We start from the raw sequence: 26,484 nt of genomic DNA, 5'->3' as shown, positions 1-26,484 counted from the left end.
GCGCACGATAATCCACTCTGGCCGACGGTAGGCCGTCCGGGCAACCCCGTACCGCGCTCAGGACCGTGGTGGAAGCTGCACCAGCTGCACCAGCCGGGTCCCGCCGCGCCGGGACACCAGCCAGCCCCGGCCCGGTGGCAGCGGCCCGGGACGGACGGTGCCGAGCAGCACCCCCTCGTCCCGGTTGCCGGACATCACGATGCCCGGTGTGCTGATCTCCCGCAGCCGCATCAGGACGGGCTCGTACAACGCCCGGCTCGCGCCACCGGTGCGGCGGGCGATGACCAGGTGCAGACCGATGTCCCGGGCCTGGGGCAGGAACTCCAGCAGCGGGGTCAGCGGGTTGCTGCCCGCGCCCGCCACCAGGTCGTAGTCGTCGACCAGCACGTACAGGTCGGGGCCCTTCCACCAGTCGCGGGCCCGCAACCGTTCCGCGCTGATGTCCGGCGGTGGCAGCCGGTCCCGCATCACGGCGGCGACCTCGGTCACGATGCCCTCGGTGACCTGTGCCGTCGAGCCGTACCCGATCAGGTGCGGCGAGTCGATGTCACCGAGCAGACTGCGTCGGTAGTCCACGAGGACCAGCCGCGCCTGGGTCAGCTCGTTGCGGTCGACGATCGTCTGCGCCAGCGCCCGCAGGAACGTGCTCTTACCCGACTCGCCGTCGCCGAACAGGATGAAGTGCGGGTCGGCGGCGAAGTCCAGGTGCACCGGCTGCAGGTCCACCTCGGCGATGCCGATCGGCACCCCCGGGCGGCCGGTGTCCAGCAGGCTGCCGTAAGGGACCACCGGCGGAAGCAGCCGAATCGGCGGGGCACCCGGCCCCTGCCAGGCGGCGGCCAGGTCGGTGACCAGCTTGCGTGCCCCCTCGGGCAGGGTCTCCGCCTCCTGCGAGCTGTCAGCCCGGGGCAGCGCCGCAAGGAACTGCTGGCCGTCCGGCGTGATGCCGCGTCCCGGTGACTTGTCCGGCACGTTCATCGCCGCCCGGCGGTCCAGGTTGGAGTCGCTCGCGTCGGCCAGCCACAGCTCCAACCGGGTCCCGAAGACGTCCCGGACGGCCGGACGCAGGTCCATCCACCGTCCGGCGGTGACGATCAGGTGGATGCCGAAGGAGAGACCACGGTTGGCGATGTCGTTGATGGTGGGTTCGAGGTCCTCGAACTCCGACCGCAGCGTGGCCCAGCCGTCGATGACCAGGAAGACGTCGCCGAACGGGTCGTCGTCGTGCTGCCCGTGGCGTCGCGCCCGCCGGTACTCGGACATCGAGTCCACGCCACGCTCGGCGAACCGGCGCTCCCGCTCGCCCATCAGCAACTGCAACTCGGCCACGGTACGCCGCACCAGGCCGGCGTCGAGGCGGGTCGCCACCGAGCCGACGTGCGGCAGCTCGCGCAACGAGGAGAGCGCGCTGCTGCCCAGGTCGAGGCAGTACACCTGGGCTTCCCGAGGGGTGTGCGTCAGGGCCAGCGAGGTGACCACGGTACGCAGCAGGGTGCTCTTGCCGCTCTGCGGACCTCCGACGATCACCGCGTGTCCGGCCGCCCCGCCCAGGTCGAACCAGAGCACGTCCCGGCGTTGCTCGAACGGCTTGTCGACGATGCCCACCGCCACCTGCAACTCGCCCAGCAGACCGGCGTGCGCCACGGTCACCCCGCGCGCCGGGTCGGCCGTCAACGGCGGCAGCAACTGGTCCAGGGTCGGCGGCTCGGCCAGCGGCGGCAGCCACACCTGGTGGGCCGGTTTGCCCCGACCGGCGAGCCGGCCGACCAGGATGTCCAGCACGCTCTCGCCGACCCCGTCGACCGGATCCGGTGTCTCCTCCGGCTTCGGCGTGCGGGTCACCGGCGGGGCGACGTAGGCGGTGGTGTACTCGCGTACCCGGTCCCCGCCGTCACCCGCCGCGACCGCTGCGGCGATCTTGCTCCGGTACGCGCCGGAGACGTACGCGGCCTTGAACCGCACCAACGGCTCGGTGCCGAACCGCAGGTAGCCGTGCCCCGGCGACCGGGGCAGCTCGTACGCGTCGGTGGCACCGAGCACCACCCGCGACTCCATCGCGGAGAAGGTCCGCAGACCGATCCGGTACGACAGATGGGTGTCCAGCCCCCGCAACCGCCCCTCCTCCAACCGCTGGCTGGCCAGCAGCAGATGCACGCCGAGCGACCGGCCGACCCGGCCGATCTGCACGAACATGTCGATGAAGTCGGGCTTCGCGGTGAGCAGCTCGGAGAACTCGTCACAGATGATCAGCAGGCTCGGCAACGGCGACAGCGGCGCACCCGCCGCCCGGGCCTTCTCGTAGTCGCGCTGCGAGGCGTAGTTGCCGGCGGCCCGGAGCAACTCCTGCCGACGGACCAGCTCACCGTTGATGGAGTCGGTCATCCGGTCCACCAGCGGCAGCTCGTCGGCCAGGTTGGTGATCACCGCGCTGGTGTGCGGCAACCCGTCCAGCCGGGTGAAGGTGGCGCCGCCCTTGAAGTCGACCAGGACGAAGTTGAGGCTCTCCGACGAGTGGGTGGCCGCCAGCGCCAGCACCAGGGTCCGCAGCAGTTCGGACTTGCCGGACCCGGTCGCGCCGATGAGCAGCCCGTGCGGCCCCATGCCGTCCTGCGCGGACTCCTTCAGGTCCAGCTCCACCGGCCCGCCGTCGCTGCCGATCCCGATCGGCACCCGCAACTTGTCGCGGTTGGGGCGCGGCTGCCAGCCCTGGTCGACGTCGAACTCGTACGGGTCGCCGATGTCGAGCAGGTCGGCCAGGCCCAACTCGCCGGTCAACGGGGTGTCGCCGCCGCTGCGCGAGGCGGCCGACAGACGCAGCGGAGCCAACTGCATGGCCAGCGCCTCGACCTCGGCCGGTCGGCAGTCGTCGGCCCGCCCGATCTCCGCAGGCCCGTCCACCGTGACACTGTCCAGCCGGCGGTCCGCCGACACCTCCAGCACCAGCCGCGCCCGGTCGAGCAGACGCGGCGCCGGAGTGGAGAGGTCGAGCAGGGTCACACCCTCCACCCCGCCCTCGGTCATCAGATGGTCGGAACCGGCGGTGTCACCGCCGTCCACGACCACCAGCACGTGTGGCCCGGGGACCTGCTGACCGCCACCGCTGGCGTTGAACCGGGGCCGGCTGGCGAGTACGTCGTCGAGCATCGCCTCCAGGCCGGTCACCGAGGGCGACACCAACCGCAGTTGCCCCAACGCGTCGGTACGCGACGGGTGCAGGGCGTGCGGCAACCACTTCGTCCACTCCCACCCGGCCCGCCGATCCGGCGCCACGCAGATCGCGATCAGCATGTCGTCCGGCGCGTGGAACGCGGCGGCCTGGGCGAGCACCGCCCGGACCATGCCGCGCGCCGCCTCGACGTCGCCGCGCAGGTGCACCCGGGCGAACCCGTTCAGCGCCATGGTCACCGGCAGGTCGGGCACCTCACCGTAGGTGGTGAGGAACCGGCGCAACGCCAGCGCGCACATCGGCTCCAACTTCTCCAGCGACGTGGCCGGCGGCGGCACCAGGGGCGTGGCCAGTTCCTGCGGGCCCAGGCCGATCCGGACGGTACCGAAGTCCACGTCGCCGCGCCGGCGCTCCCACAACCGCTGCCCCAACGGCAGCGACCAGAGGATGTCCGGATCCGGGTGCCGATAGAAGGCCGCCTCGCGCTGCTTGCGGATCGTCTTCAACACCCGACGACGCTGCCGCGACAGGTGCGTCATGTACTCCCGGCGTCGCTGGAGCATCTCCTGCTTTCCCGGCCCGCCCGCGTTGTTGCTCAACTGCGAACCGAGCATGCCGATGGCGGAGAGCCCGAACAGACCACCGGTGACGTACCCGAGAGTCGAACCGCCCCGACCCGCGAACATCAGGGCCATCGCGAACGAACCGGCGAGCATCGGCAGCATCATCATCATCTGCCCCCAGGCCTTACCGGTCGGCGCCGGCACCTCGGGCGGTGCCTCCAGGAGCACCTCGCCGGAGGGATACTCCGGTTCCGGCTGCCGGGCGGGTCGTTTGACGACCACGGTGCTCACGTGACAGACCTCCGTTGCCTCTCGCGGGCATGGTGCGTACGCCCGACACCCCCGTGCGCTCGGCCGTCGCGGAGAACCGGCACCCGCGTCACCGGCACATGGTAGGTAGCCTTCTCCCGTCAGGACAGCCGCGGGCCCATCGGCCCGCTCCGCGTACCGAGGGGTCGTCAGTGGTCACCCAGGCCGGAACCGGACTCGCGCGCATCGCCGTCGTCGCCCCCCACCGACGGCTGGACCTCGCCCTGCCCGAGCATCTGCCGCTCGTCGGACTGATGCCCGCGGTGCTGCGCCAGGCCGACGAGGAACCGTCGGACGGCACCGGCCACGGCGGGTGGACGCTGCGCCGCAGCGACGGTAGCGCCGTCGACCTGACCCGTACGCTCGCCGCCCAGAGCATCCGCGACGGCGAGACGCTGCACCTGGTGCCGCGCCGCACCGAGTGGCCGGAGCTGGCGTACGACGACCTCATGGAGGCCGTCGCCGATGGCGCCCGGCGTCGCGGCGTCGCCTGGACCCCGTTCGCGACCCGACTGACCGGCCTGATCGTGGCGGGTGTGCTGCTCCTGCTCGGCCTGGTCGTGATCGTCACCTCCACCCAGCCCGGCTGGCTCGGTGGCGCGGTCGCGCTCGGCACCGCCGCGGTGCTGCTGGCCGGCGGGATCGTGCTGTCCCGCGCGATGGCCGACTCGCTGGCCGGAGCGGTCGTCGCCGCCGCCGGGTTGCCCTACGCCTTCGTCGGCGGCGTGCTGGTGATCGGCTCCGGTGAGTCGGTCTGGGCGCTGGGCGCGCCGCACGTGCTACTCGGCTCCGCCGTGCTGCTGCTCTCCGGTCTGCTCGGTCTGCTCGGCGTCGGTGACGCGACCCGGGTCTTCGTCGCCGCCGTCTTCGTCGGGTTCTGGGGCATGGTCGGCGGGCTGCTCGCCTTCGGCACGATGGACGCCGCCCAGGGCACCGCCGTCGTGGTCAGCGCGGTGGCCCTCCTGCTGCCGGCGATGCCGCTGCTCTCCGTACGGCTCGGCAAGATGCCGATGCCGGCGCTGCCGCGTACCGCCGAGGACCTGCTGCGGGACGAGCCGCAGCCCAAGCGGGAGATCGTCTACCAGGCCACCGCCCGCGCCGACGAGGTGCTCACCGGCATGATCTTCGGGGCCTTCGTCGTCACCGTCAGCTGCCTGGTCGTACTCACCGCCACCGGCACCGTCTCCGCGCTGCTGCTGGCCGGGGTGATCTCGCTCGGCTACCTGCTGCGGGCCCGGCTGGTGGCGACGGTCCGGCACCGGGTGCCGATGCTCGCCGCCGGCCTGGTGGGCCTGGGCCTGCTGCCCCTGGTCGGCGCGGCCGACGCGTCGACGGCCGCGCGGGTGCTGGCGGTGCTGCCGGTGGCCCTGGTCGCGGCCGGTCTCGCCGCCGCCGCCGGGCTCGCCTACAGCCGACGCCCCCCGTCACCCCGGCTGGCCCGCCTCGGCGACGTGTGCGACATCCTGCTCCAACTCGCCATCGTGCCGGTGGCGTGCAGCGTGCTGGGCCTGTACGCCTTCATGCGCGCCATCAACGGCTGACCCTCAGGTCTGCCAGTCGAGGTCGCTGGCTTCGGTCATCGGGCCGCCCCGGATGAGTGCGACGATGGCGGAGTCGATGTCGGGACCGACGAAGAAGTCGTCGGCCCAGTGCAGCATGAAGACGCGTCCCTGGGCGTCCACGACCAGTTCGGATGGTCCGTCCTCGTTGTTGCCGAATGGGAAGACCGGGTTGTCGAACTCCTCCGAGAAGCCGTGTGCCTTGTCGGTGACGATGCCGCCGAGCGTAGGAAAGATGAAGCTCATGTAGCCGCCGCCGGGCTCGCCGTGACCACCGAACTGGGGAAGCCGCAGACCACCGAACTCGACCAGGGCGGCGCGGGCGGCGGGGGAGCATTCCAGGCCGGTGAGTTCGTCGGCGAAACGTCGCATCCAGTGGTTCACGGCGGAGGTGGCGTCGCGGCCGGGGCGCCAGCCGGCTTTGTCCAACACATGCCGTACGTCCGGCGGGAAGCGTCCCTCGGCGGCCCGGTGCTGGGTGTACTCCTCGGCGACCAGGTCCGGAGGTACCGAACGCCACCGTGACACCTCGCCGGTCTCCCGGTCGATGACGGCGCTGGGAAAGCCGGTGGATGTTGGAGGGGCGGGTGGTCCGTCGGTGGGTGGTGGTGGCGGGATCACTTCCCAGGCGACGTAGCCGAGGTCGAACTCGTACAACTCGATCTCGGGGTCGGGACCGGGTCGATCGGCGGAGGCCCACTGGCGTGCGATGGCCAGGGCCTGCTCGCGACTGATCATCGAACGACTCCTCGGGCTGGCGAGTTCGGTTTCGCCGGGCGGGCCGGGTGCGGGCATCGGCTGGCCCGGCGCCCTGCATATGGTAGGCACCGCGCGGCGCGGCCCACGTGACCGTGCCGGGTGTACGCCAGGGGGAGGGGTGCCATGCCGTCGCGGCGGGACCAGGTCCAGTCGTACCAGTTCTTCGTGCAACGGATGACCTCCGCGCTGGTGGCGCGTGACCCGGACCCGGAGTCGGCGCCGTTCCGTCGGCTCGGTGGCGCCGGTTTCGCCAGCGTGATGGTGGCGGTGCTGTTCCTGGGCGCCGTCGGGGTCTACGGCCTGCTGCGTCCCGGCGGCGCCACGAAGTGGAAGGAAGGCGGCGCGGTCATCCTGGAGAAGGAGACCGGCACCCGCTACCTCTATCGGGAGGGCCGCCTGCACCCGGTGCTCAACTACGCCTCGGCACTGCTGGCCATGGAGTCCGCTGCGCCGATCGTGTCGGTCTCCCGCAACTCGTTGGTCGGTACTCCCCGTGGCCCCCGCATCGGCATCCCGTTCGCGCCGGACGCGTTGCCGGCTGCCAACCGGATCCTGGACGGACCGTGGACGCTGTGCACGCAGCCCGCCCGCAACGCCGCCGGCGGGATCGTCGCCACCACCGTGCTCACCGTCGGGCGGGCACCCGAGGGCGGGCGCGAGCCCGGCGACGCGGCGCTGCTGGTACGCGACCGCAAGACCGAGCGACTGCACCTGGTCTGGCGCGACCACCGGTACGAGATCCGTAACGAGAAGATCGTGCTGGAGGGGCTCACCATGAGCGCCGAACCGGTGGTGGAGGTCGGTGGTGCCTGGCTGAACGCCCTGCCCGCCGGAGAACCGATCGCGCCTCGTCGGGTCTCCGACCGGGGGACGACCTCGACCGCGCTGGCGAACGCCCGGGTTGGTCAGGTCTTCGTGGTGGAGAGCCAGAACGGCACGCGCCAGCACTACCAGGCCGAGCGGAACCGGCTCGTACCGCTGACTCCGGTGCAGGCGGACGTGGTGCTGGCCGACCCGGAGACCCGCGCGGCGTACCCGGACTCCTCGGAGCCCCGGGCGCTGGAACTCGCCGCCGGCACCGCCGCCGCCGCGCCGAAGGGCGAGGCACCGGCCCAGGGTCGGCACCGCGCCCCGGAGCAGCGGCCCGAGATCGCCCGACTGACCGGTGACCAGCCCGCCGTCTGTGCCGCCTACCAGCCGGACCAGGACGAGCCGACGGTGCTGCTCGACGCCGAGGTGCAACCGGTACGCGAGCCGGTGCGGACCGGTGAGCAGACCGGCGACGGCATTCCGCTGGCCGACCGGGTGGTGATCGCACCCGGTTACGGCGTGCTTGTCGATGCCGTGCCCTCCCCGGACCAGCGGACCGGCACCCTCAACCTGGTCACCGACATCGGCTACCGCTACCCGCTGGCGTCCGAAGGGGTGGCGGCGATGCTCGGCTACTCCGGTGTGCAGCCGGTACGACTGCCGGCCAGCCTGGTGGTCCGGCTGCCCGCCGGTCCCGCCCTCGACCCGGCGATCGCCAAGCGGGCACTCGACCCGGAGTGATCCGACCAGCCACAATGGAAGGCTGGGCCGGGTTCCTGGTCTAGCGTCGACTGGACACGACCCGTTACCGTTCGTACGACGATGGTGCGTGAGCGCCGACTGACACGCCGCCCCCGGTGACGCGGGGCGATCGAACGAGGACGGGGGTGACTTCCGCCATGTCGATGAATACCGACACCGGCTTGATGCTGAAGACCGAGGGTGACGTCGATGCCGTCGCCGACCGGCTCACCGGCAACCTCAACTCGCTGATGGACCAGCTCGCTCCGCTGTACGACCAGTGGAAGGGGGCCGGCGCGGGTTCCTTCCACCAGGTCCGTGAGCGGTTCGACCAGGACATGGCCCGGCTCAACGTCGCGCTGCGCGCGATCGCCGAGGCCGTGGGATCGGCCGGTAAGGACTACGACGTCAGCGACGAGGAGATCCGGTCGGACATGGAGGGCGCGGGCGCGACCGCCGGCCAGATCACCGCGGCGCTGAAGCTCTGACGGGGAGATAAGTCATGACGGAGATTCGGTACAACTTCGCGGGCCTGAACGCGGCGGCGGACAGCTGTGGTGGCGCGGTCCGGAACATGACCGGCGAGCTGGACGGGCTCAAGTCCGGCATCGCCCCGCTGCTCGCGACCTGGGACGGCGACGCCCGTGAGGCGTACTTCCAGCGGCAGGCAGAGTGGGAGTCGGCCGCCAACGACCTGCGTGACCTGCTCACCCGGATCGAGCGCGCGCTGCGCGAGTCGGCGGGCAAGATGCAGGCCCGTGAGGCGGCGAACCGGCAGAAGTTCGGCGGCTGATCCCGCCACCAGGAGACACCTCGACGGCCCGGCCCTGTGCCGGGCCGTCGTCGTAAGGCCTGTGCGGCAGTGCTGCCTGTGCCGCCGTGCTGGTCAGCCGCGCGGCGTCGACGTCGGTACCCGGAAGAACGCCTCCTCGGGCTCGTCGATCTCGGGCATCGGGGCGGGTGGCGCCGACGGCCGAGTGGGCCGCCACCGGGTGCGTCGCCCGCGCGGCAGCAACGCCGCCAGGACCGCCACGCAGACCGAGAGCACGGCCAGCGGCAGACCGATCCAGAGTGCCCACCGGCCGAAGACCGCCCACCGCTCGGCACGGGCCTCCGCAGCGGCGTCGTAGGGCACGTCGGGCAGCGGAGGTTGGGCCACCGGTGCCGCACTGGTCAGACGTTCGGTGACGGCGCGGTACGGATTGACCACTCCACTGCCGTACCCGGCCTCGGCGTCGCCACGGGCCGGGTCGGCGGTGGCCAGGATCCGCCGGGTGACCTCCTTGGCCGATAGGTTCGGCTCCGCCGCGCGGATCAGCGCGGCGGTGGCGCTCACCATCGGGGCGGCGAAGCTGGTGCCGTCCCATACGCTGTGTCCGAACACGCGGGTGGCGGCCACCACCGCCCCGCCCGGCGCGACGACGTCCACGTACGGTCCGATCTGGGACTGCCTGATCCGGGCCCCGTTCTGGTCGACGGCGCCCACGCCGATCACCCCGTCGAAGTCGGCCGGGTACGGCACCGGGTCGGGACGGGCACCGTCCTGGTGCTGGTTGCCGGCGGCGGCCACCAGTACGACGTCCCGATCCACCGCGTACCTGACGGCCTGCTCGACGTCCTTGTCCCAGTAGTAGAGCGTCACCGACATGTTGATCACCTTGGCGCCCTCGTCGACCGCCCGCCGGATCGCCCGGGCGAAGACCTCGCTGGTGACGGTGTCGCCACCGGTTCCCGGCTGCTCGTTGGCGTTGCGCTCACTGACCCGGATCGGCACGATCGTGGCGTCCGGAGCAAGGCCGTAGAACCCGATCCCCTCCATCCGGCCGGCCGCGATGATGCTGGCCACGGCAGTGCCGTGGGAGACACAGTCCACATCGCCCCCCGGCGCGTCACGCAACGCGTCGAAGCCGGCGGCCACCCGTCCGGCCATCTGGGGATGGGTGCTGTCCGTGCCGGAGTCGATCACCGCGACCTTCACCCGCGCACCGGTGCTGAACGGCCAGACCCGCTGCGGCGCCAACCACCGCTGGTGCCACGGGGTCTCGATGTTCATCTCTCCCGGATCGCTCGGATTCCGGCAAATCGTCGGATCGGCCCGGGCCGGGGTCGGGGCGGGCGCGGTCACCATCGTGGCCAGAACGGCTCCCACGAGGGCGAATGCCGCGATCGGACGGTCACGGAACACTGCCTGCTCACCTCCCCGTCGACCGGTGCCGGTGCATCCTAACGACGCTCGGCCGCAGACCGGCCACCCCGATGTCGCGCCCATTCAGTATGGTCGAGTCGCCACGCCCAAGGCGCGGGTGAGACGTGGACGTGCGCGGGGAGGGACACGCCATGGACGTACAGGCGCTGCGCGCCCGTGCCGACGAACTGATGGCTCAGTTCGAGCGGATGCGCTCCGGCGTGGGTGACCTCCAGCAGAAGATCAAAGCGGTGAAGGCCACGGTCACCTCCGAGGATGGCCTGGTCACCGTGACCGCCGGGCCCCGTGGGCAGGTGACGAAGGTCGAGTTCGACCCGCGCATCTATCGCCGTCCGGACTCCAAGGAGCTCTCGGCCACCGTCACCGAGACGATCCGCCGGGCGAGTGAGAAGGCCATGGCCGAGGTCGAGCAGCTCCTCCAGCCGTACGTGCCGGACAGCCAGTTCCAGGCCTACATCGACCACGATCTCGACGGGATCTTCCGACAACTGGACAGTGACCTGCCCGGGGAGGAGAAACGGTGAGCGAACTGCGCGAGACCTTCGTCAAGCCCGACGCGGCCCTGGACGGTGCCAACCGACTGGGCTCCGCCGGTGCCCTGCTGGCCATGCGTTTCCGGAGTGCCGCCACGACGATCGAGACGCTCAACGGCGGTCGGCCGTGGGGCGACGACGAGCCGGGCAACGAGTTCAACAAGAACTACCTCGGCGGCGACAACCAGCCGGCACAGAAGGTCCTCGACATGGGCCACGGTCTGGTGCCGGTGGTGGAGCTGCTGGGCCCGACCGTCAAGGGTGCGGTCGAGGGCACCGTCGACGTCGACGACATGACCCGGACGCTGTTCGGCGGCGAAGAGAAGTAGCCGGCGACCGTTCACCGGTCGACATCGGACGGAAGGGCACGCGGGGTGGCGGTACCCAATCCCAGGAACTCGCTGGGCGAGTACGCGTGGGTCTGGGACGCCATCTGCTGGGTGAGCGCGGGCGAGGCGTGGCCCAGCGGCGACGAAGACAAGATGCGGGAGCTCGCCGACGCCTGGCAGGTGATGGCGGACGCGATCAGCGAGGCGTTGGGCGAGGCCGACCCGGCGGTCATGAAGATCCTGCAGGCATGGGGCGGCGGTGCCGGCGAGGCGTTCGGCGGGCTCTGGAACCAGATCGCCGTCGACCCGAACACCGGCCTGCCGCTCATGCAGGAGGTCGCCGCAGCGTACGCCGCCGGCTGCGACCAGGCCGCTATGGAGATCGAGTACGCCAAGCTGACCGTGCTGATCGCGGTCTTCATCACCGTCATCGCGGTCTTCGTCGCCCTGCTGATGGCCTGGCTGGGCGGTGTGTCGGCCGGAGCGATCCCGGGCATCCTGGCGGCCGGTCGGCAGGCCGTGACGGTCGCCTTCCGCCGGTTGATCGCCCAGATGGGCCGGCAACTGCTCACCCGTGCCGGCATGCAGACGGCCCTGCGCGCCGCCGGCACCAGGCTCGGGCAGATCGTCAGCAGCCAGGGCTTCCGCCAGGGGATGACCCGGCTCGGCCTGGAACTGGTCGAGGAGATCGGCGAAGAGCTGATCATCGACGTGGGTGCCCAGGCGTACCAGATGCACACCGGCGAGCGGCGGCAGTGGGACGGTAACCGGACCCTGACCGCCGGGGTGGGCGGCGCGATCGGCGGCGTGCTCGGCACCGGCATGCATTTCGCCGGCCGGCGGGTGGCACCGCACATGCCCTTCTCGTTCCGCCCCTCGCAGCTCTCCTTCCCCGGCAGCGGAATGGTCCGCTGGGGCACCACGAGTCTCGCCTCCGGCATGCAGAACGCCGTCGTCTCCCCTGCGGCCAGCGTGCTCGCCAACGGCACGGTCAACGGACAGTGGGCGATGCCGGGCGCGGACGCGTTCCTCGGCGGATTCACCAGCGGCGCCGGCCGCACCGGGTTGACCATGATCGGTAGCAGCATGGGCAACGTGGGTGCGAACGTCACCAACTGGGGCCTCGGCAGGACCGGCGACTTCAACCCCGGCGCCGGTCTCCCGGCGGGCGGAATCGACCCGGCTCTGAACGTCGGCACCGCCGACGGCCTCGGCACCGTCGGAGGTGTCAACGGTGGTGCGGGCGGCGGCCCGGCCGGAGCCGGTGCCACGGGTAGCGGCGCTACGGGTGGCGCCAACGGTGGTGCCGCCACCAACGCGGCGTCGGGAGGCAACACCGGCGCGACGAGCACCGACACCACGAGCGGTACGGGGTCCGGCACGACGGGCAACACCGGTGCCGACGGCGCGCTCAACGTCACCGGCGACGGGAACATCGACACCGCTGCGGTGGACCAGGACGTCACCGGCACGGTGCCGGACAGCGGCTCGGGCTCGATAAGCCTCGCGCCACCCACCGCGGACGCGGCGGTCGCCTCCCCGGTGGACACCTCGGCCGCGCAATCGGACGACAGGGCTGCCCCCACCACTACGGACAGCGCGACAGCAACTCCGGCCGGTGTCGTCGTCGAGGGCGCGGCCACCGCGCCTGCCGGCGACACCGCCGCTGCGAGCCCACCCACCAGCGACACCACCGTGCAGAGTGTCCCGGACGGGCAGGTCGCCGCGACCCCCGATTCGGTCCGTGTCGACCAGTCAAGCAGCAGCTCCACTGAGCAGTCCGGCGGCGGACCGGTGACGGCTCCGGGACCGGAAGTGGGTACCACCACACCCGGCGACAGCACGGCCGGACCCGCCCGCGGCGTCATCGAGACATCCCCTACGGACGGCTTCACCGACACCGGGTCTGTCGATGTTCGGGCCGACCCCATCCTCGCGGACACGCCACCAGCTGTGCTTCCCGGTAACCCGGTCACCACCCCGTCGGTCGGTCAGAACCCGGGCAACATCGCTTCGACGGTCCCGCCCACCGCGAACTTGTCTCCCCCGGCCGGATCCACGGTGTCCACCGGCCCTCAGGTGGTGGCGGGCCCCAACACCGCACCGCCGACGACCGCCGGCCCGCCGACGACCGGCACGAACAATGCGGCCACCACCACTCAGCCCAGCACCACCAACCCCGCCGCGCAGCCGGCGCCGAACCGTACGCCTCCGGCAGGGCCGACCGTCAATCCGGCGGCAGCGAACTCGGCGGGATCGGTCTCGCTGTCCCCGTCCACCGGTCCCACCTCCACCAATCCCACCCAACCCGGCACCGGCTCCCAGCAGAGTGCGCCCCACCAGCAAGCCACTCCGGCCTTGGGCGTACCTACCCAGCAGGACACCACGAGCCGCCCAGACAACCGACCCGCTCCGGGCCGGCCGGACCCGGGTATGCCGACCGCACCCACGGTGCCGGCCCAGACGGCCGGCACCCACCCGCCAGCCACCACCGTCGACACCACTGGGCCGTCAGTTCCCGACACTGCTGGCGACCCCGTGACGGGGCGGACAGATCAGGTCTCACCGCCGGCCGAAGGGCCGGTCGTCGTTCCTGTTCCGGGCAGTACGGGAAGCACCGTCCACAACGGGCCGGTCGGGCCGGTGGGGCCGGGGAGGGACACTGGTCAGGTCAATCCGGAGACTCTCCGACGCTCGGAGTCACCGACCGGTCGAGGTACCTACGGTTGGCATCTGGAGCCGACGTCGGTCAGCGACCCCACCAGCCCGGACGCGGAACGAACCCTGGTTGAAGCGTCGCGGACGCTGGCCGAGGCGGTGCGGTTGGAGGTCAAGGGCGGAACGATCTCCAAAGCCAAGCAACCCGGCATGGCTGGCGCCCTGCTGATGCCCAACGGTGACATCACGACGCACACCAGTATGACCCCTGACAAGAGCACCAAACCGCCTACCCAGCCGGCCGTCCACCCGTTGGCCCAGGCTGCTCTCGACCGGACGGCAGCGGTGCTGGGCAGGGGGGTCGGCGGCGGGCACGGCAAGTGTGCCGAAGTGGCACTGGTTTCGGACCAGCTCTATCGGCTTGAACAGCAGTGGCGTGACGCGGGACGGCCGGGCCGGTTCGAGACCTTCGCGCTGAACGCCTTTGAGAACGCCAAAATCGTCACGCATCAAGTGGCCACGGCAAGGTCGGATGGTGTCACCTATGACCTCGGGCACTACCGCCCGCCGTGCCGGAGCTGTGCCCATTTCCTGCCACAGTTCAACGTCGATCCGATCACCGACCCGGATCGTGACGTCTCCGTGTACCAACCGCCCGTACCCGGAGTAGTGGGTAATGGTCCACCGCTCAGCGACAACCGTCCGTACGGGCGGCCGGAAGGACTGGTGGCTCCGGACCAGGCCGACCAGGCAGCGCTCGATGCGGCGGTTCCCCGGGATGCGGGTACCGGCCGCCCTACGGTCCATCCGGACCCCCGCGAGGGTTCATGGGCAGGGCTGGTCAACGACGGTGGACCAACCACACCGGGACGCGACACCAACTGTGCTGACGTCGGCCTCTCCGTCCTGTCGACCTGGTACGGCCGGCCCGACGTGGCGGCCGTCGCTGCCGGTCAGGTGGAGCTGGGCAGTACGGCCCGGCAGGAACAGGCTCTCCGGGCCAGCTTCGGCCACCAGGGCAGTGGCTCCCCCGCCCTGGAAGCGGTCGCCGAGGCGCTCCGCGCCGCTGGTCCCGGCGCCGCCGCACTCGTGGTGGGCAGTTGGCCGGGTGACAGCGGCCGGGCGCACACCTGGAACGCCGTCAACCACGAGGGCACGATCATCTGGATCGACGGCCAGCACGCGACCCTGTCCGACGGCGAGCCGCTCTATGCCGACAGGGTGGGTGACGTCTGGGCCATCGTTCTCGACGCCGAAGGTGACCCGATTCGGCCGGTGGAGACACAGGGCACGACGAACCCGGTCCTGCCGCCGGATTCGACCGCGTCCGACGTGGGGCCGAGGATCGAGCCGAACACCGCTCCGTCGTCGGTCGTCGACCCGAGGTTCACCGATCCGAACGCCGCGATCTGGCCCGACATGCAGGGCTGGCCGATGCAGGACACCCGGCAGTACGGGCCGGAGCAGTTGGCACCGTTGGAGGATCCGCGCTACCAGGACGACGTCGCGGACAGCCTGTGGACCCCCGAGGGGTACGCGGTCTTCGCCGACCCGTCCACGCACCCGTACGGGCGGTTGATCAACGACGGTGGGCCGGACCAGCCGGGGCGCAGCAACAACTGCGTCGACTCCACGCTGGCCGCGCTGGCCAGCTTCTACGGTGATCCGCAGGTGTCCCATCCGCGCTGGCCGGATCGGCTCGACGACGGCTCCATCGAGACCGAGTTGGGGGAGTTGGCCGGTGTCGACCGGATCGCGAACTGGATCGGCGGCGACTGGGTCGGCGACAGTGCCAACGAGGCGATGCCGGGTACGCCCGTCGAACGGGCCGAGGCCGTGGCCGACCGGTACGCGCAGCTCTACCAGAGTGTCCTCGGCGGGGGGCCGGGCACGGCCGCCGTCGTGGTGGTGGACTGGGTGCAGTTCGACGGGAACGCCGCTCCGCTGCTCGACGCCGACGGTCACACCCAGCCGGCCGCCCAGCACGCGTTCCTGCTGGTCTATCCGGAGGGCGCGGACGGGCCGGTGTGGTGGGACCCGCTGTACGCCAGCACCACCACCGACCCGCTCCCCGGGGACTATGTTGGACTGACGCAGAACCTGTGGTCGATGGAGGTACACCCCGGCTATGCCGATGAGCAGGGAGGAAGCCCAGCAGCTGATGACCCGGCTGCTCGGGACGGACAACCCGGTGGCGGTCTTCCCGTTCGAGTTCGGCTGGGCAGCCCAGGAGACGCTCTCCCCGCAGCAGCGGGCACAGGGCCGGCAGATGGGCCAGGGGGTCTTCATCATCGACCGGACGGGAGTGGTGACCGCGCATCCCAGCCTGCCTCCACCGTTGGTCATGAAGCGGTACACGACGGCCCGCCGGGAGGGCCGGATCACCGGCCGGCAGGTCTGGCCGACACCGGACCCGACGGACTGAGCGACCCCGGCGTACCGACGCCGGACCAGACCGACTCTGCGCCGACCGACACCGATCACCGGTTGTCGGAGACACGGCGGATCGGCCCGGGTGAGTTGGCGCCGCTGGAACACCCCGGCTATCAGTCGGACGTCGAGCAGAGCCTGCGGACGCCCGAGGGCTACGCGCTCTTCGCCGACCCGTCGACACATGCCTACGGCAGGTTGGTCAACGATGGTGGGCCGGATCAGCCGGGCCGGGCCAACAACTGCCTCGACTCGTCGCTGGCTGCCCTGTCCAGCTTCTACGGTGACCCGCAGGTCTCCCTCCCTCGCTGGCCCGACGTCCGTCCGGACGGGTCGATCGAGACGCTGGCCGGGGAGGCGAGCGGTCTCGACCGGGCCGAGGCGTGGCTCGGTGTCGACTGGTCCGGCGGTTCGGCGGACCTGCCCACCACGCCGACCGAGAACGCGGCGGCGGTCGCCGAGCAGTACGCGCGGCTGCATCAGTGGGTCGCGGCGGCGGGTCCGGGCACGGCGGCCCTGGTCGTGGTCGAATGGCGCAGGACGGATCCGAACACCGGGGACATCGTGCTCGACGGCGGGCACGTGCAGGCCGGGGATTCGCACTCCCTGGTCGTGGTGCATCCGGAGGGTGCCGACGGACCGGTCTGGTGGGATCCACAACGGGGGATGACGTGGCCGCAGCCCCCAGCGGCGTACATGGCACAGACGTACGCGCTGTGGTCGATGGTGCCGTCGGTGGAAGGGGGTCCGGGTGACACAGGACGAGGCGCGGGCACTGATCACACGCCTGCTGGGCACGCCGAACGAGATCGAGATGCATCCGTTCGAGTTCGGGTGGCTGGCGAAGGAGCAACTGTCGCCACCGGAACGGGCCCAGGGCCGGCACCTGGGCCACGGGAGCTACATAGTCGACCGGACGGGAGTGGTCACGGCACAGATGAGTCTGCCGGTGCCACTGTTGATCATGGAGTACACCCAGGCCCGCCGGGAGGGCCGGATCACCGGCCGCCAGGTCTGGCCGACGGAGGACCCGACGGCCTGACCGACGTCGGTCCCGCGCCGTCGCTGCCGGAGAGCCGGCGGTACGGGCCAGGTGAGCTGGCCCCCCTGGAGGATCCGCGGTACCAGGACGACCTGGCCGCGAGTCTGGCCACGCCGCAGGGGTACGCGGTCTTCGCGGACCCGTCCACCCACCCGTACGGCCAGTTGGTCAACGATGGTGGGCCGGACCAGCCGGGCCGGGCCAACAACTGCCTCGACGCGTCGCTGGCGGCCCTGGCCAGTTTCCACGGCGACCCACAGGTGTCGGTGCCACGGTGGGCGGACCGGACCGACGACGGCGCGATCGACCTGGTCTCCGGTGAGCGGGGCGGCCTGGAACGCGCCGAGGCGTGGATCGGCGGGGAGTGGATCGGCGGGCCGGACAACCTGCCCACCGACCTGTCGGCCCGCACCGACGCGGTCGCCGACCAGTACGCCGACCTCTACCGGCGGGTGGCGGAGGCCGGTCCCGGCGCGTCGGCGCTGGTGGTGGCCGACTGGCTGTACGTCGACGCGGCCGGGCAGCCGATCCTGGACGCCCACGGCCAACCGGAGATCGACGGTGCCCACGCGTTCGTGATCGTCTTCCCGGTCGATGCCGACGCGCCGGTGTGGTGGGATCCGCAGAGCGGGACGACGTCGGCGGACATGCCGGCTGCGGACATCCGGGAAACCCATGCCCTCTGGGCGATGATGATGCCTGACGGAGAGGGGCGAGTTGACCGAGGACGAGGCGCTGACACTGATCAGCAGTTTGCTGGCGACCCGGAATCCGATCGTGCTCCGGGAGTTCGAGTACGGCTGGCTGGCCCGGGAGACGCTCTCGGAGCAGGACCGGGCCTCGGGGACGCACGTGGGCCAGGGGAGCTACATCATCGACCACTCGGGAGTGATCACCGTGCACCCCAGCCTGCCGCCCCGGCGGGTCATGCAGGAGTACGCCCAGGCGCGACGCGAGGGGCGGACCAGGGGCCGGCAGGTGTGGCCCGAGGCGGAACCGACAACCTGACCGGACCGGCCGACCGGACCGACGTCGGCGATACCCGGACGAACGGCGACCGGGCCGGCACGGTGATCACCGCGAGTGCCCTGCCCGGCACCGACTTCCACGGCCAGGGCCGGGCGGAACCCGACCCGGACGCCGTCCTGGACCGGGCTCGTGCGGTGGCCGGGCAGGTGGCCACCCACGCCGAGGTCTCCGAGGTGCTCGCCCGCCCGGACGGCACCTACCAGGTGACCCGGGCCGACGGCAGCACGTTCACGCTCCGCCTGACCAGCGGGCCGGTCGCGGACGGCGCGGTGGCGACCAGCCGGTTCGGCAGCGACGGCGTCGCCGTGGTGACGCTCTCCGACCGAGCCGCCGACCGGGTGGTCGAGCGGGGACTGGCCCACGAGGTGGCCGAGTTGTCGGCGCTCGGGCGGCCGGTGGATCCGGCAGGACCCACGGTCGCCCCGCTCTCCCCCGCCGACCTCGCCGAGCTGCGGACCGCCGCGCACCAGGTCGCCGTCGCCGACCGCTGGTCGCTGGGCGCCGCCCGCCGCGAACTGGCCGCCGTGGTCGACCGCCTGGGCCTGCGGGACGGCATGCTCGGCGCGGAGCAGCGCCTGAGCGGGGTACCGGCCGCGACGCGGACCGCCCTGACCGAGGTGTACCCGGACTGGTACACCGACCGCCGGGGCCGGGCGCTGGACCGCCTGCCCGCCGCGCCGACCAGCGACCCGCGTCCGACCGGACTGCCCCGGCTGCGTACCTATGTGATCACCCACATCGCCACCAACTCGATGCTCACCGCGTTGGCGGTGAAGCTGACCGCGGACGCCGGTCGGCCCGAGTTGGCGTTGATGCTCGGCGTCGGTGGGGTGATCGGCGCGGTCGCCACCGGTCCGGCGAAGTGGCTGGCGAAGCGGGCCGGTCTGGCCGCCGAGGACCGTCGGGCCCGGCACGACGCACGTCAGGAGGCCCGCTCCGCCGTCGACTCCGATGTCACCACGGGCCGCGAGGTCGCCGCCCGGGCCGACGACGTGGGGCCGCCGACCCGGGAGGCGGACTCGGCGACGGGCCGACTGGAGAGCCGGGTCGAGGCGCTCGGACAGCGGCTCGACGCCGGGGAACGACGTCGTCGCCTGATCGGCCGGCCGCGACGCTTCGCCCCGCCGGATCCCGGCCCGCCGGCGAGCGGCCCGCCGACGACCAACCGGTCCGACCCGTCCGCGACGGCGACTTCCACCGAGCCGGTCGGCCTCACCCCGCACGAGCAGGGGCGGCTGGCCGAGTTGCGGGCTCTCGCGGCGCAACGCGACGCCGCCTCCACCTTCGCCCGTCCCCGGGTGACCCGCGAGATCCGGGCTCTGCTCGACGCACTCGGTCTGCGACAGAACACACCCGGTGTCGAGCAGCGCCGGGACCTGTTGCCGGAGGACCTCCGGTCGATGGCGGACCGCTTCGGCGGTTCCCGTACGGCGATGGTGCGGCACCGCCTGGCGGCGGCCGTCGACGGGCGACCGACCGAAGGGGACCGGCCCGGCAAGGTGGCGCCCTGGTGGATGGGCACTGCGGAGAACGCGCCCAGCGTGCTCGCCGCCGGCAGCATCGCCGTCGTCGGTGACCTGGTCGGTCAGCTCCGACTCGGCTGGTTCGCGATCACCGCCGGTCTGACCGCGATGGCCAGTGGGTCCGTGGTCGACCCGATCATGGCCCGTCGTGAGGCGGCGGCCAAGGACGCCCGCGACACCTGGGACACGGACCACCCGGCGATGCCGGCGGACGCGCAGCTCACCCAGCTCACCGAGGCCGTGACCGGCCCGGTGGACCTGGTGACGGACCGGGTCGCCGACGTCGTCCGGCGCACCGCCGATCTGGAGCAGCGGGTGGCCGACCTGGACCGGCGGCTGGCCGAGTCGCACCGCCGTAACAGCGCCGCCGGGTCGTTCCGGCGGCTGCTCTTCGGCGACCCGGCCTGGGCGGGGCTCGCCGCCCCCGACGCCACGTCCCCGACCCGCCCCGGCGACCCGACGGGTGGTGGGACGACCACCGCCGATCCGTCCACCGGCACCCGTGACCCGGGGGACGCGGCGGCGCTCAGGCAGCTCGCCGACCTGGCGGCCCGGCACGACGCCGCGCGCGGTCCGGTCCGGATCCGGCACGCCCGTCACCTGCGGGCGTTGCTGAACCAGCTCGGCCTGCGCGACGGCACCCCGGGGGCCGCACAGCGGCGCGAGCACCTGCCGGCCGAGCTGCGACCGGTCGCCGAGCGCCACGGCCGTCGGCTGCTGGCGGACCGGATGGCGCGGATCTTCGTCGGCCGGCCTGCCGACGCCACGGACAGTGACGCGCGGCCGAGCAACGTGCCGAACGCCGGTGTGTACGCGGTGGAACAGACCCCCGGGCCGCTGGTGCAGGCTGCCACCACCGTCGGCCTGGCCGGCGTGATCCAGGTCGCCGCCGGGGCGGGGCCGCTGAACATGGCGGCAGGCGGGGTGCTCGGCTCGGTACGCGACCTGGCGCTGAAACGGATGGAGACCAGCGTCAAGGACGCCCGCCGCAAGTGGGACCTGGACCATCCGAACCCGGCGGCGGACTCGGCGGCACGCGTGGACCGGCTCGCCGTACCCACCGAGGTCGTCGTGACCGACGCGGCCCGCAGGCTCCGGGTGGCGGTGGCGAACCTCGGCCGGGTCACCTCGGCGGTCGACCGGTTGGCGGGGTGTGGCGCGGAGAACGGACCGCCGGCACCGACCCCGTCGACCTCCCGCGACGGCGACACCACCACGACGGAGGGTTCGGACGTCCTGCGCCGGGCCGACTCGTGGGAACTGCAGGTCGCCGAGAGCCACGTCCGCACCGCCGACCCGATGTCCCTCAAGCCCGCCCTGCGCGAGCTGTACGCGGTCATCGACCGGCTCGGGCTGCGCGAGGGCATGTTCGGCCGGGTGGACCGGGTGGCCCAGTTGTCGCCCGAGGCACGCCAGGTGGTCGTCGACTACGGCGGCGACCGGGCCAGTCGGTCGGTCCGGCTCCGGACGCTGCGCGGAAGACAGAGGTACATCGACGTCGGCCGTCCGCCGGGCGTGCCCAGCCTGCGGACGTACCTGCGCGCCAGCTTCGCCACGACCGGCCTGGCCGGCGCGGGGGGCACCGCGATCGCGCTCGCCCTGTCGAGTCCGCTCGCCCCGATCATCCCGGTCGCCGCGCTCGCCGCCGTCCCGGTGATCGGCGCCGCGAAGTGGTACGCGAAACGGGCCAGCCTGGCGGCCGACGACGTACGGACCCGGTTCGACGCCCGTAGCGACGCCCGGGCGGCAGCCGACAAGGTGGACCAGGTCGTCGACCGGTTGCAGGAGCCGGTCCGGGAGCTCGGACAGGCGACGGCCGACCTGGAGGCCCGGCTCGACGCGGCCGAGTCGGCGGCCGATCGGCTCACCGAGCGCCTGGCCGGGGCACAGCAGCGCAACGGCGTACTCGGGCGTCTCTTCGGCGCCTTCCCGCGCTCCGCGGACCCGACCGCCGTCGACCCGACCTCGTCGGACCCGGCCGCTGGCGACCCCGCCGCGCCGGACCTGGCCGCCGGTCGGCCGGACGGAGGGACCGACCCGGACTCGGGGCGGATCACCGCGGCTGCCGTGCCGGACTCCGGGTTCCACGGCCTGGGCCGTCCGGCCGCCGACCCGGCGGCCGTACTCGACCTGGCACGGGCCGCCCTGCCGCAGATCGCGCCGTACGCCCAGGTGGACGCCGTGGTGCAGGTCGGTCCGGACCTGTTCGAGATCCGTGTGGCCGGGCAGTACCCGCTGACGGTGCGCCTCACCACCGGCCCGTTGACCGACGGCGTGGTGGCCCAGTCGACCCGCGACCCCGACGGGACGTTCACCGTCACCGTCTCCGACCGGGCCGTCGACCAGGTCGTGGCGCGGGCGCTCGCGCACGAGGTGGCCGAGTTGTCGGCCCTGCACGAGTCGGGGCAGGCACTCGTCGGGCCGCTGGACCCGGGCAACGTGGACGGCCGGATCGACCCGGCCGGGCTCACCGCCCACGACCGGGGCCGGATGGCGGAGATCCGCCTGCTCGCCGCCGCGTACGCCGACGCCGACCCGGCCGGTCGGCTCGCGCTGCGTACCGAGATCGACGCCCTCGCCGACCACCTCGGCCTGCGGGTGGGCGACCCGGAGGTCCGGGGCAGGTGGGCGCTGCTCCCTGGTGACGTGATGGCCCACCTGGTGCAGCTCAGCGTGCCCGCCCTCACTCCGGCCGCAGTGTCGGAGGTACTGGCGGGCACACCGGACCCCAGCGAGGTCGAACGGGTGCGGCTGATCGACTACCGGGCCCGGCTGGCGCCGGACTTCCAGGTGCCGCAACAGGCCGATCTGGCCAACCGGCTGCGGGAACTGGCCATCGAGGCCGAGCAGGCGCAGACCGGGATTCCCCGGATGCCGTCCTTCGCGGGAAGTATCGTCGGCCTGCCCCCGGCACAGCTCGACCGGATCCGGGCCGTCGCCCCCGACCTTGCCGACCGACTCGGCCGTGACGGCATCTACGTCGACGTGACCGGCCGATACGACCTGCGCCCGTACATGGTGGACGGGGTTCCGGCGATCGATCTCGGCGCCGCCCGACCGGTCTTCGACCTGACCACCGAATCCGGTCGACGGGCCCAACTGCACGAGGACCGGCAACGCGCTCACGCCGCCCTGCGGGGGCTGCGCGGCGATCAGGCCGCCACCCTCCTCGCCGACCACGAGTTCCACTACCAGGGCACGGCCCGCTGGATGGGGTTGGTGCCCGACGTCCTGACCGAGACGCTGCGCGGCATCACCCCCACGCCGCCGGACACCGCCGCCGCTGCGGAGACCGCCCCGACCGAGGGACCGGCCGGCGAGATCGAGGTGACCGCCGACCGGGTGACGCTGCCGGCGGAGAAGGCGGCCGGCAGCGGACCGGTCTACGGGGTGGCGTTCGACGCCCGGACCGGCCAGCCGGCACCGCTGTTCGACGGCCCGCCGAAGCGGACGGACGTGCAGCAGGGCGCGCTCGGTGACTGCGGCATGATCGCCGTGATCGGCTCGGTCGCCGGTCACCTGCCGGACACCGTCGCCCGGATGTTCCACACCAACCCGGACGGCTCGGTGGACGTGCTACTGCACGAGACCGACGGGCCGGGCAGCGCGGTCACCCCCACCGGACGCCTGCTCCGGGTCACCGTGTTCCCGGATGTGCCCGTGCACGCGGCCTCGAAGGGCCGCAGCGCCTACGCCGACCAGTCGATGGTCGGTACGTCCTGGGCGTCACTGCTGGAGAAGGCGATCGCGGCGGTCGACCGCACCTGGACCCCGCAACGCCACGACCAGTGGCAGCGGCAGTGGAGCGCCCGACCCGACGTCGACGCCGCCCAGGCCGCCCCGCTCGGCTACGCCCGGCTGGGCAGCGGCAGCAGCCGCTATGTGCAGGCGGAACTGCTCAGCCAGATCACCGGCCTACCGACCAGGGTCGACCAGCTCGACCCGACACCCGGACGGGAGGCCGACGCCGAGGCCCGACTGGCGGCCCTGCTCGACGCCGGCAGCCCGGTGATCACCGGTACGCACCCCGCCGCGCGCTACGAGTCGTACGAGCACGGCAAGCCGCCTCATGGGCTCTACGCCGGGCACGCGTACGAGGTCGTGTCGGTGACCGACGGCGAGGTGCGGCTGCGCAACCCGTGGAACGACAGCCACCCCGCGCCGATGCCGATCCGCGATTTCCTCGACCTGATGAGGCCCACGTACGCGCACGTCGAACTGGCCCGCAGCACGGTCGCCGCGCTGCCGGACTCGCAGTTCCACGGTCACGGCCGACCGACCGCCGATTCCACGGCGGTGCGGGACCGGGCCCGGCTGGTGCTGCCCACCCTCGCCGAATCGATCGGCGCGACCGAGGTCGTTGCCGTCGGCCCGGACGTCTTCGAGGTGCGGGCCGACGGCCTGGACCCGTTGCGCGTCCGGGTCGTCGCCGACGCGCTGCCCACCGGCACGGTGGCGCAGACGACCCGCAACCTGGACGGCACCTTCACCCTCGCCGTCTCCGACCGGGCCGCCGACAGCGCGGTCGACCGCGCGCTGGCACACGAGACCGCCGAACTGCTGGCCCGGCACGAGACCGGCGTGGCTAAGGTCGGCCTCTTCGACCAGGACACCGTCGACGGACCGATCGACCCGGCCGGCCTCACCGTCGCCGACCGGGGACGGCTGGCCGAGCTGCGTCTGATGGCCACCTGGTACGCGCAGGCCGACCCGACCGCCCGGCTGGCCCTGCGCGCCGAGATCGACACGCTGGTCGACCACCTGGGCCTGCGCTGGGGTACGCCGGACGCGCAGGACCGCATGGCGGTCGTGCCCGGTGACGTCTGGTACCACGTGATGACGCTCAGCCTGCCGACGATGACACCGGAGACGGTGAACGACGTCCTGGCGTACCGACCCGACCCGACGCTCGTCGAGCGGTACCGCGCGATCGACTACCGGGACCATCTGGCCCCGGACTTCCGACCGCCGCCGGAGGCTGCCGAGCTGACCGCGAAGCTGCGCGAGTTGGCCGTGCACGGGGAGCAGCGCCAGTCCTCGATGCCCCGAATGCCCGCCCTGGCCGGGCAGCTCATCGGCCTGCCGCCGAACCTGTTGGACCAGATCCGTCAGGTCGATCCACGGTTGGCCGACCGGGTGGCCGCCGAAGGCGTCTACGTCGACCTGACCGGCCGCTTCGACCTGCGCCCGTACACCCTCGACGGCGCACCGGAGTTCACCCTCACCGCGTCGGCGCCCGCGTACGACCTGAACACCCCGGCCGGTCGCCAGGCCCTGCTCGCCGAGGACCGGATCCGCATCGACGCCGCCTTCCGGGCCGCCTACGGCACGAATCGCGCCGCGATGGCCGTACTCACCACCCACGCGTTCCACTACCAGACCGACGCGCGGCGGATGGCGCTGGTGCCGAACGCGTTGACCGAGGCGCTGCGGTCGATGATGCCGCCCGAGACCGAGGTCGAGGTCGAATCCACTCCGACGGTGACCACCGGCGAGGTCACCGCGACCGCCGACCGAGTCACCCTGCCCGACCCTGTTCCCCGACGCGTCGTCGAGTACGGGCGCCCGATGGATACCCGGACCGGGCGACCGGCACCGGTCTTCGACGGTCCACCCCGCCGTGACCAGGTACGACAGGGCATGCTCGGTGACTGCGGAGTACTGGCCACCATCGCTGCGGTCGCCGGTCACCGACCAGACGTGCTGGCGCAGCTCTTCCAGACGAATGCGGACGGCACCGTCGATGTGCTGCTGTACGAGAGCACCCTGCTCGGTGAGACGATGGCGCCCACGGGTCGTCGACTGCGCATCACGGTGACCCCCGACGTACCTCTGCGATCCGTGGCAGCCGGATCGGCGGCCTACGCCGACCAGTCGGTCAACGGCGCAGCCTGGGCCTCCCTGCTTGAGAAGGCCCTGGCGGCAGTCGACCGGACCTGGAGTGTGGAGCAGCGCCAACAGTGGCAGTCGAGTTGGCTGGCCTGGCACAGCCCGGACGATCCGCACCAGGCGGCGCCGACGGGCTACGCGCGGCTGAACATCGGCAGCACCCCCGACATGCAGGCGCAACTTTTGACCCAGCTCACGGGTGCTCCCAGTCGCGCATCGACGTTCGACGCCCGGCCGGGACAGGAGGCTGCGGTCGCGGCGCGACTCGGCGAGCTGTTGGCCGCCGGCAGTCCGATCATCACCGGCACGCTGCCGAAACGGGACTACCCGGCGGAGATTCGTCATCAACTCCCGTTCGGCTTGGTGCCCGGCCACGCGTACGAAGTGGTCGCGGTCGCTGATGGCCGCGTGTCGTTGCGAAACCCGTGGAACTTCGATCATCCGGCGGAGATGCCGATCCTGGACTTCCTGCACCTGATGAGCACGTCCTATGCCCACTTGGACGTCGCGCCCGCAGTCGCGCCCAGGGCCGCCGCAACAGCGCCCGGCCCGCTCGAGACCGATGCCGCCGCGGCGCGGCTGGATACGCCGAGTCCGGCACCGAAGGTGCCCGCTCAGAGCGAGCCGGAACGCTCGCACCGTCATTCGCTCGGTCGCACGTTCCTCGACGAGCACCTGACGACGGTCGGCTACTTCGCCCTGCTCGGTGCCGACGGTACGGTGAATGGTCTGCTCGTGGTCGTCTCCGCCGAGCATGGGCAGCGCACGGCCCACTGGAGCGCCGACGGTGGGCAACCAGGCGTCGGAGGATCGATGCCCGTCAGTCGGGAGGCGGCCGAACAGATCGCGCAGGACGTGCTCGGGTTCAGGCTCCCTGAGGAGTCCGTGCTGGACGACATGGTGAACGGCTGACGATGCCGACGACAGGACAGGGAGAA

At 72.3% G+C, this 26,484-nt stretch carries 10 protein-coding genes; 7 read left to right on the top strand and 3 right to left on the bottom strand.

The window, feature by feature from the left end:
* Nucleotides 1-57: 57 nt before the first annotated feature.
* Nucleotides 58-4,020: a type VII secretion protein EccCa gene (eccCa, locus tag HUT12_RS31125; protein WP_176095508.1), complete on the bottom strand. Its 3,963-nt coding sequence runs from the start codon at nucleotides 4,018-4,020 to the stop codon at nucleotides 58-60.
* Nucleotides 4,021-4,190: 170 nt separating this feature from the next.
* Here eccCa and eccD point away from each other — a divergent pair, with 170 nt between their 5' ends.
* Complete coding sequence (gene eccD / locus HUT12_RS31120) at nucleotides 4,191-5,579, top strand: type VII secretion integral membrane protein EccD (protein ID WP_176095507.1); 1,389 nt, start codon at nucleotides 4,191-4,193, stop codon at nucleotides 5,577-5,579.
* A 3-nt stretch (nucleotides 5,580-5,582) separates the two neighbouring features.
* Here eccD and HUT12_RS31115 read toward each other — a convergent pair whose 3' ends face one another.
* A complete protein-coding gene (locus HUT12_RS31115; RefSeq protein WP_176095506.1) occupies nucleotides 5,583-6,335 on the bottom strand; it encodes an SUKH-3 domain-containing protein in 753 nt (250 codons plus the stop codon).
* A 144-nt stretch (nucleotides 6,336-6,479) separates the two neighbouring features.
* Between HUT12_RS31115 and eccB the strand changes: the two genes are divergently transcribed.
* The 3 genes from eccB (at nucleotide 6,480) to HUT12_RS31100 (ending at nucleotide 8,700) form a co-directional block, all read left to right on the top strand.
* A complete protein-coding gene (gene eccB / locus HUT12_RS31110; RefSeq protein ID WP_176095505.1) occupies nucleotides 6,480-7,907 on the top strand; it encodes a type VII secretion protein EccB in 1,428 nt (475 codons plus the stop codon).
* A 158-nt stretch (nucleotides 7,908-8,065) separates the two neighbouring features.
* Nucleotides 8,066-8,395, top strand: a complete 330-nt coding sequence (locus HUT12_RS31105; protein ID WP_131057127.1) for a WXG100 family type VII secretion target — start codon at nucleotides 8,066-8,068, stop codon at nucleotides 8,393-8,395.
* Between the two features lie 14 nt (nucleotides 8,396-8,409).
* A complete protein-coding gene (locus HUT12_RS31100) occupies nucleotides 8,410-8,700 on the top strand; it encodes a WXG100 family type VII secretion target (RefSeq protein ID WP_131057129.1) in 291 nt (96 codons plus the stop codon).
* A gap of 93 nt (nucleotides 8,701-8,793) precedes the next feature.
* Here the strand turns inward: HUT12_RS31100 and mycP are convergent, their stop codons facing one another.
* On the bottom strand, nucleotides 8,794-10,035 hold the full coding sequence (gene mycP / locus HUT12_RS31095; RefSeq protein WP_176096054.1) for a type VII secretion-associated serine protease mycosin: 1,242 nt from the start codon (nucleotides 10,033-10,035) through the stop codon (nucleotides 8,794-8,796).
* A 209-nt stretch (nucleotides 10,036-10,244) separates the two neighbouring features.
* Here mycP and HUT12_RS31090 point away from each other — a divergent pair, with 209 nt between their 5' ends.
* The 3 genes from HUT12_RS31090 to HUT12_RS31080 are packed head-to-tail and all read left to right on the top strand — an operon-like array spanning nucleotide 10,245 to nucleotide 26,458.
* Nucleotides 10,245-10,637 (top strand): YbaB/EbfC family nucleoid-associated protein, encoded by a 393-nt coding sequence (locus HUT12_RS31090; RefSeq protein WP_131054305.1) that lies wholly within the window; start codon nucleotides 10,245-10,247, stop codon nucleotides 10,635-10,637.
* Nucleotides 10,634-10,975, top strand: a complete 342-nt coding sequence (locus tag HUT12_RS31085) for a hypothetical protein (protein WP_131054304.1) — start codon at nucleotides 10,634-10,636, stop codon at nucleotides 10,973-10,975. The genes HUT12_RS31090 and HUT12_RS31085 overlap by 4 nt, the downstream gene beginning before the upstream one ends.
* 45 nt (nucleotides 10,976-11,020) lie before the next feature.
* Nucleotides 11,021-26,458, top strand: a complete 15,438-nt coding sequence (locus HUT12_RS31080; protein ID WP_176095504.1) for a toxin glutamine deamidase domain-containing protein — start codon at nucleotides 11,021-11,023, stop codon at nucleotides 26,456-26,458.
* Nucleotides 26,459-26,484 lie beyond the last annotated feature (26 nt).

Origin of the sequence: Verrucosispora sp. NA02020 (assembly GCF_013364215.1) — a bacterium.
Lineage (GTDB): Bacteria > Actinomycetota > Actinomycetes > Mycobacteriales > Micromonosporaceae > Micromonospora.
The sequence above is the reverse complement of the archived record's forward strand: the minus strand, read 5'-3'. Positions and strand labels throughout refer to the sequence as shown.

What these genes read in the sequence shown, in the direction of transcription:
- HUT12_RS31115 (WP_176095506.1), bottom strand. Translation starts at nt 6,335, where the DNA reads ATGATCAGTCGCGAGCAGGCCCTGGCCATCGCACGCCAGTGGGCCTCC.
- eccB (WP_176095505.1), top strand. Translation starts at nt 6,480, where the DNA reads ATGCCGTCGCGGCGGGACCAGGTCCAGTCGTACCAGTTCTTCGTGCAA.
- HUT12_RS31105 (WP_131057127.1), top strand. Translation starts at nt 8,066, where the DNA reads ATGTCGATGAATACCGACACCGGCTTGATGCTGAAGACCGAGGGTGAC.
- HUT12_RS31100 (WP_131057129.1), top strand. Translation starts at nt 8,410, where the DNA reads ATGACGGAGATTCGGTACAACTTCGCGGGCCTGAACGCGGCGGCGGAC.
- mycP (WP_176096054.1), bottom strand. Translation starts at nt 10,035, where the DNA reads ATGGTGACCGCGCCCGCCCCGACCCCGGCCCGGGCCGATCCGACGATT.
- HUT12_RS31090 (WP_131054305.1), top strand. Translation starts at nt 10,245, where the DNA reads ATGGACGTACAGGCGCTGCGCGCCCGTGCCGACGAACTGATGGCTCAG.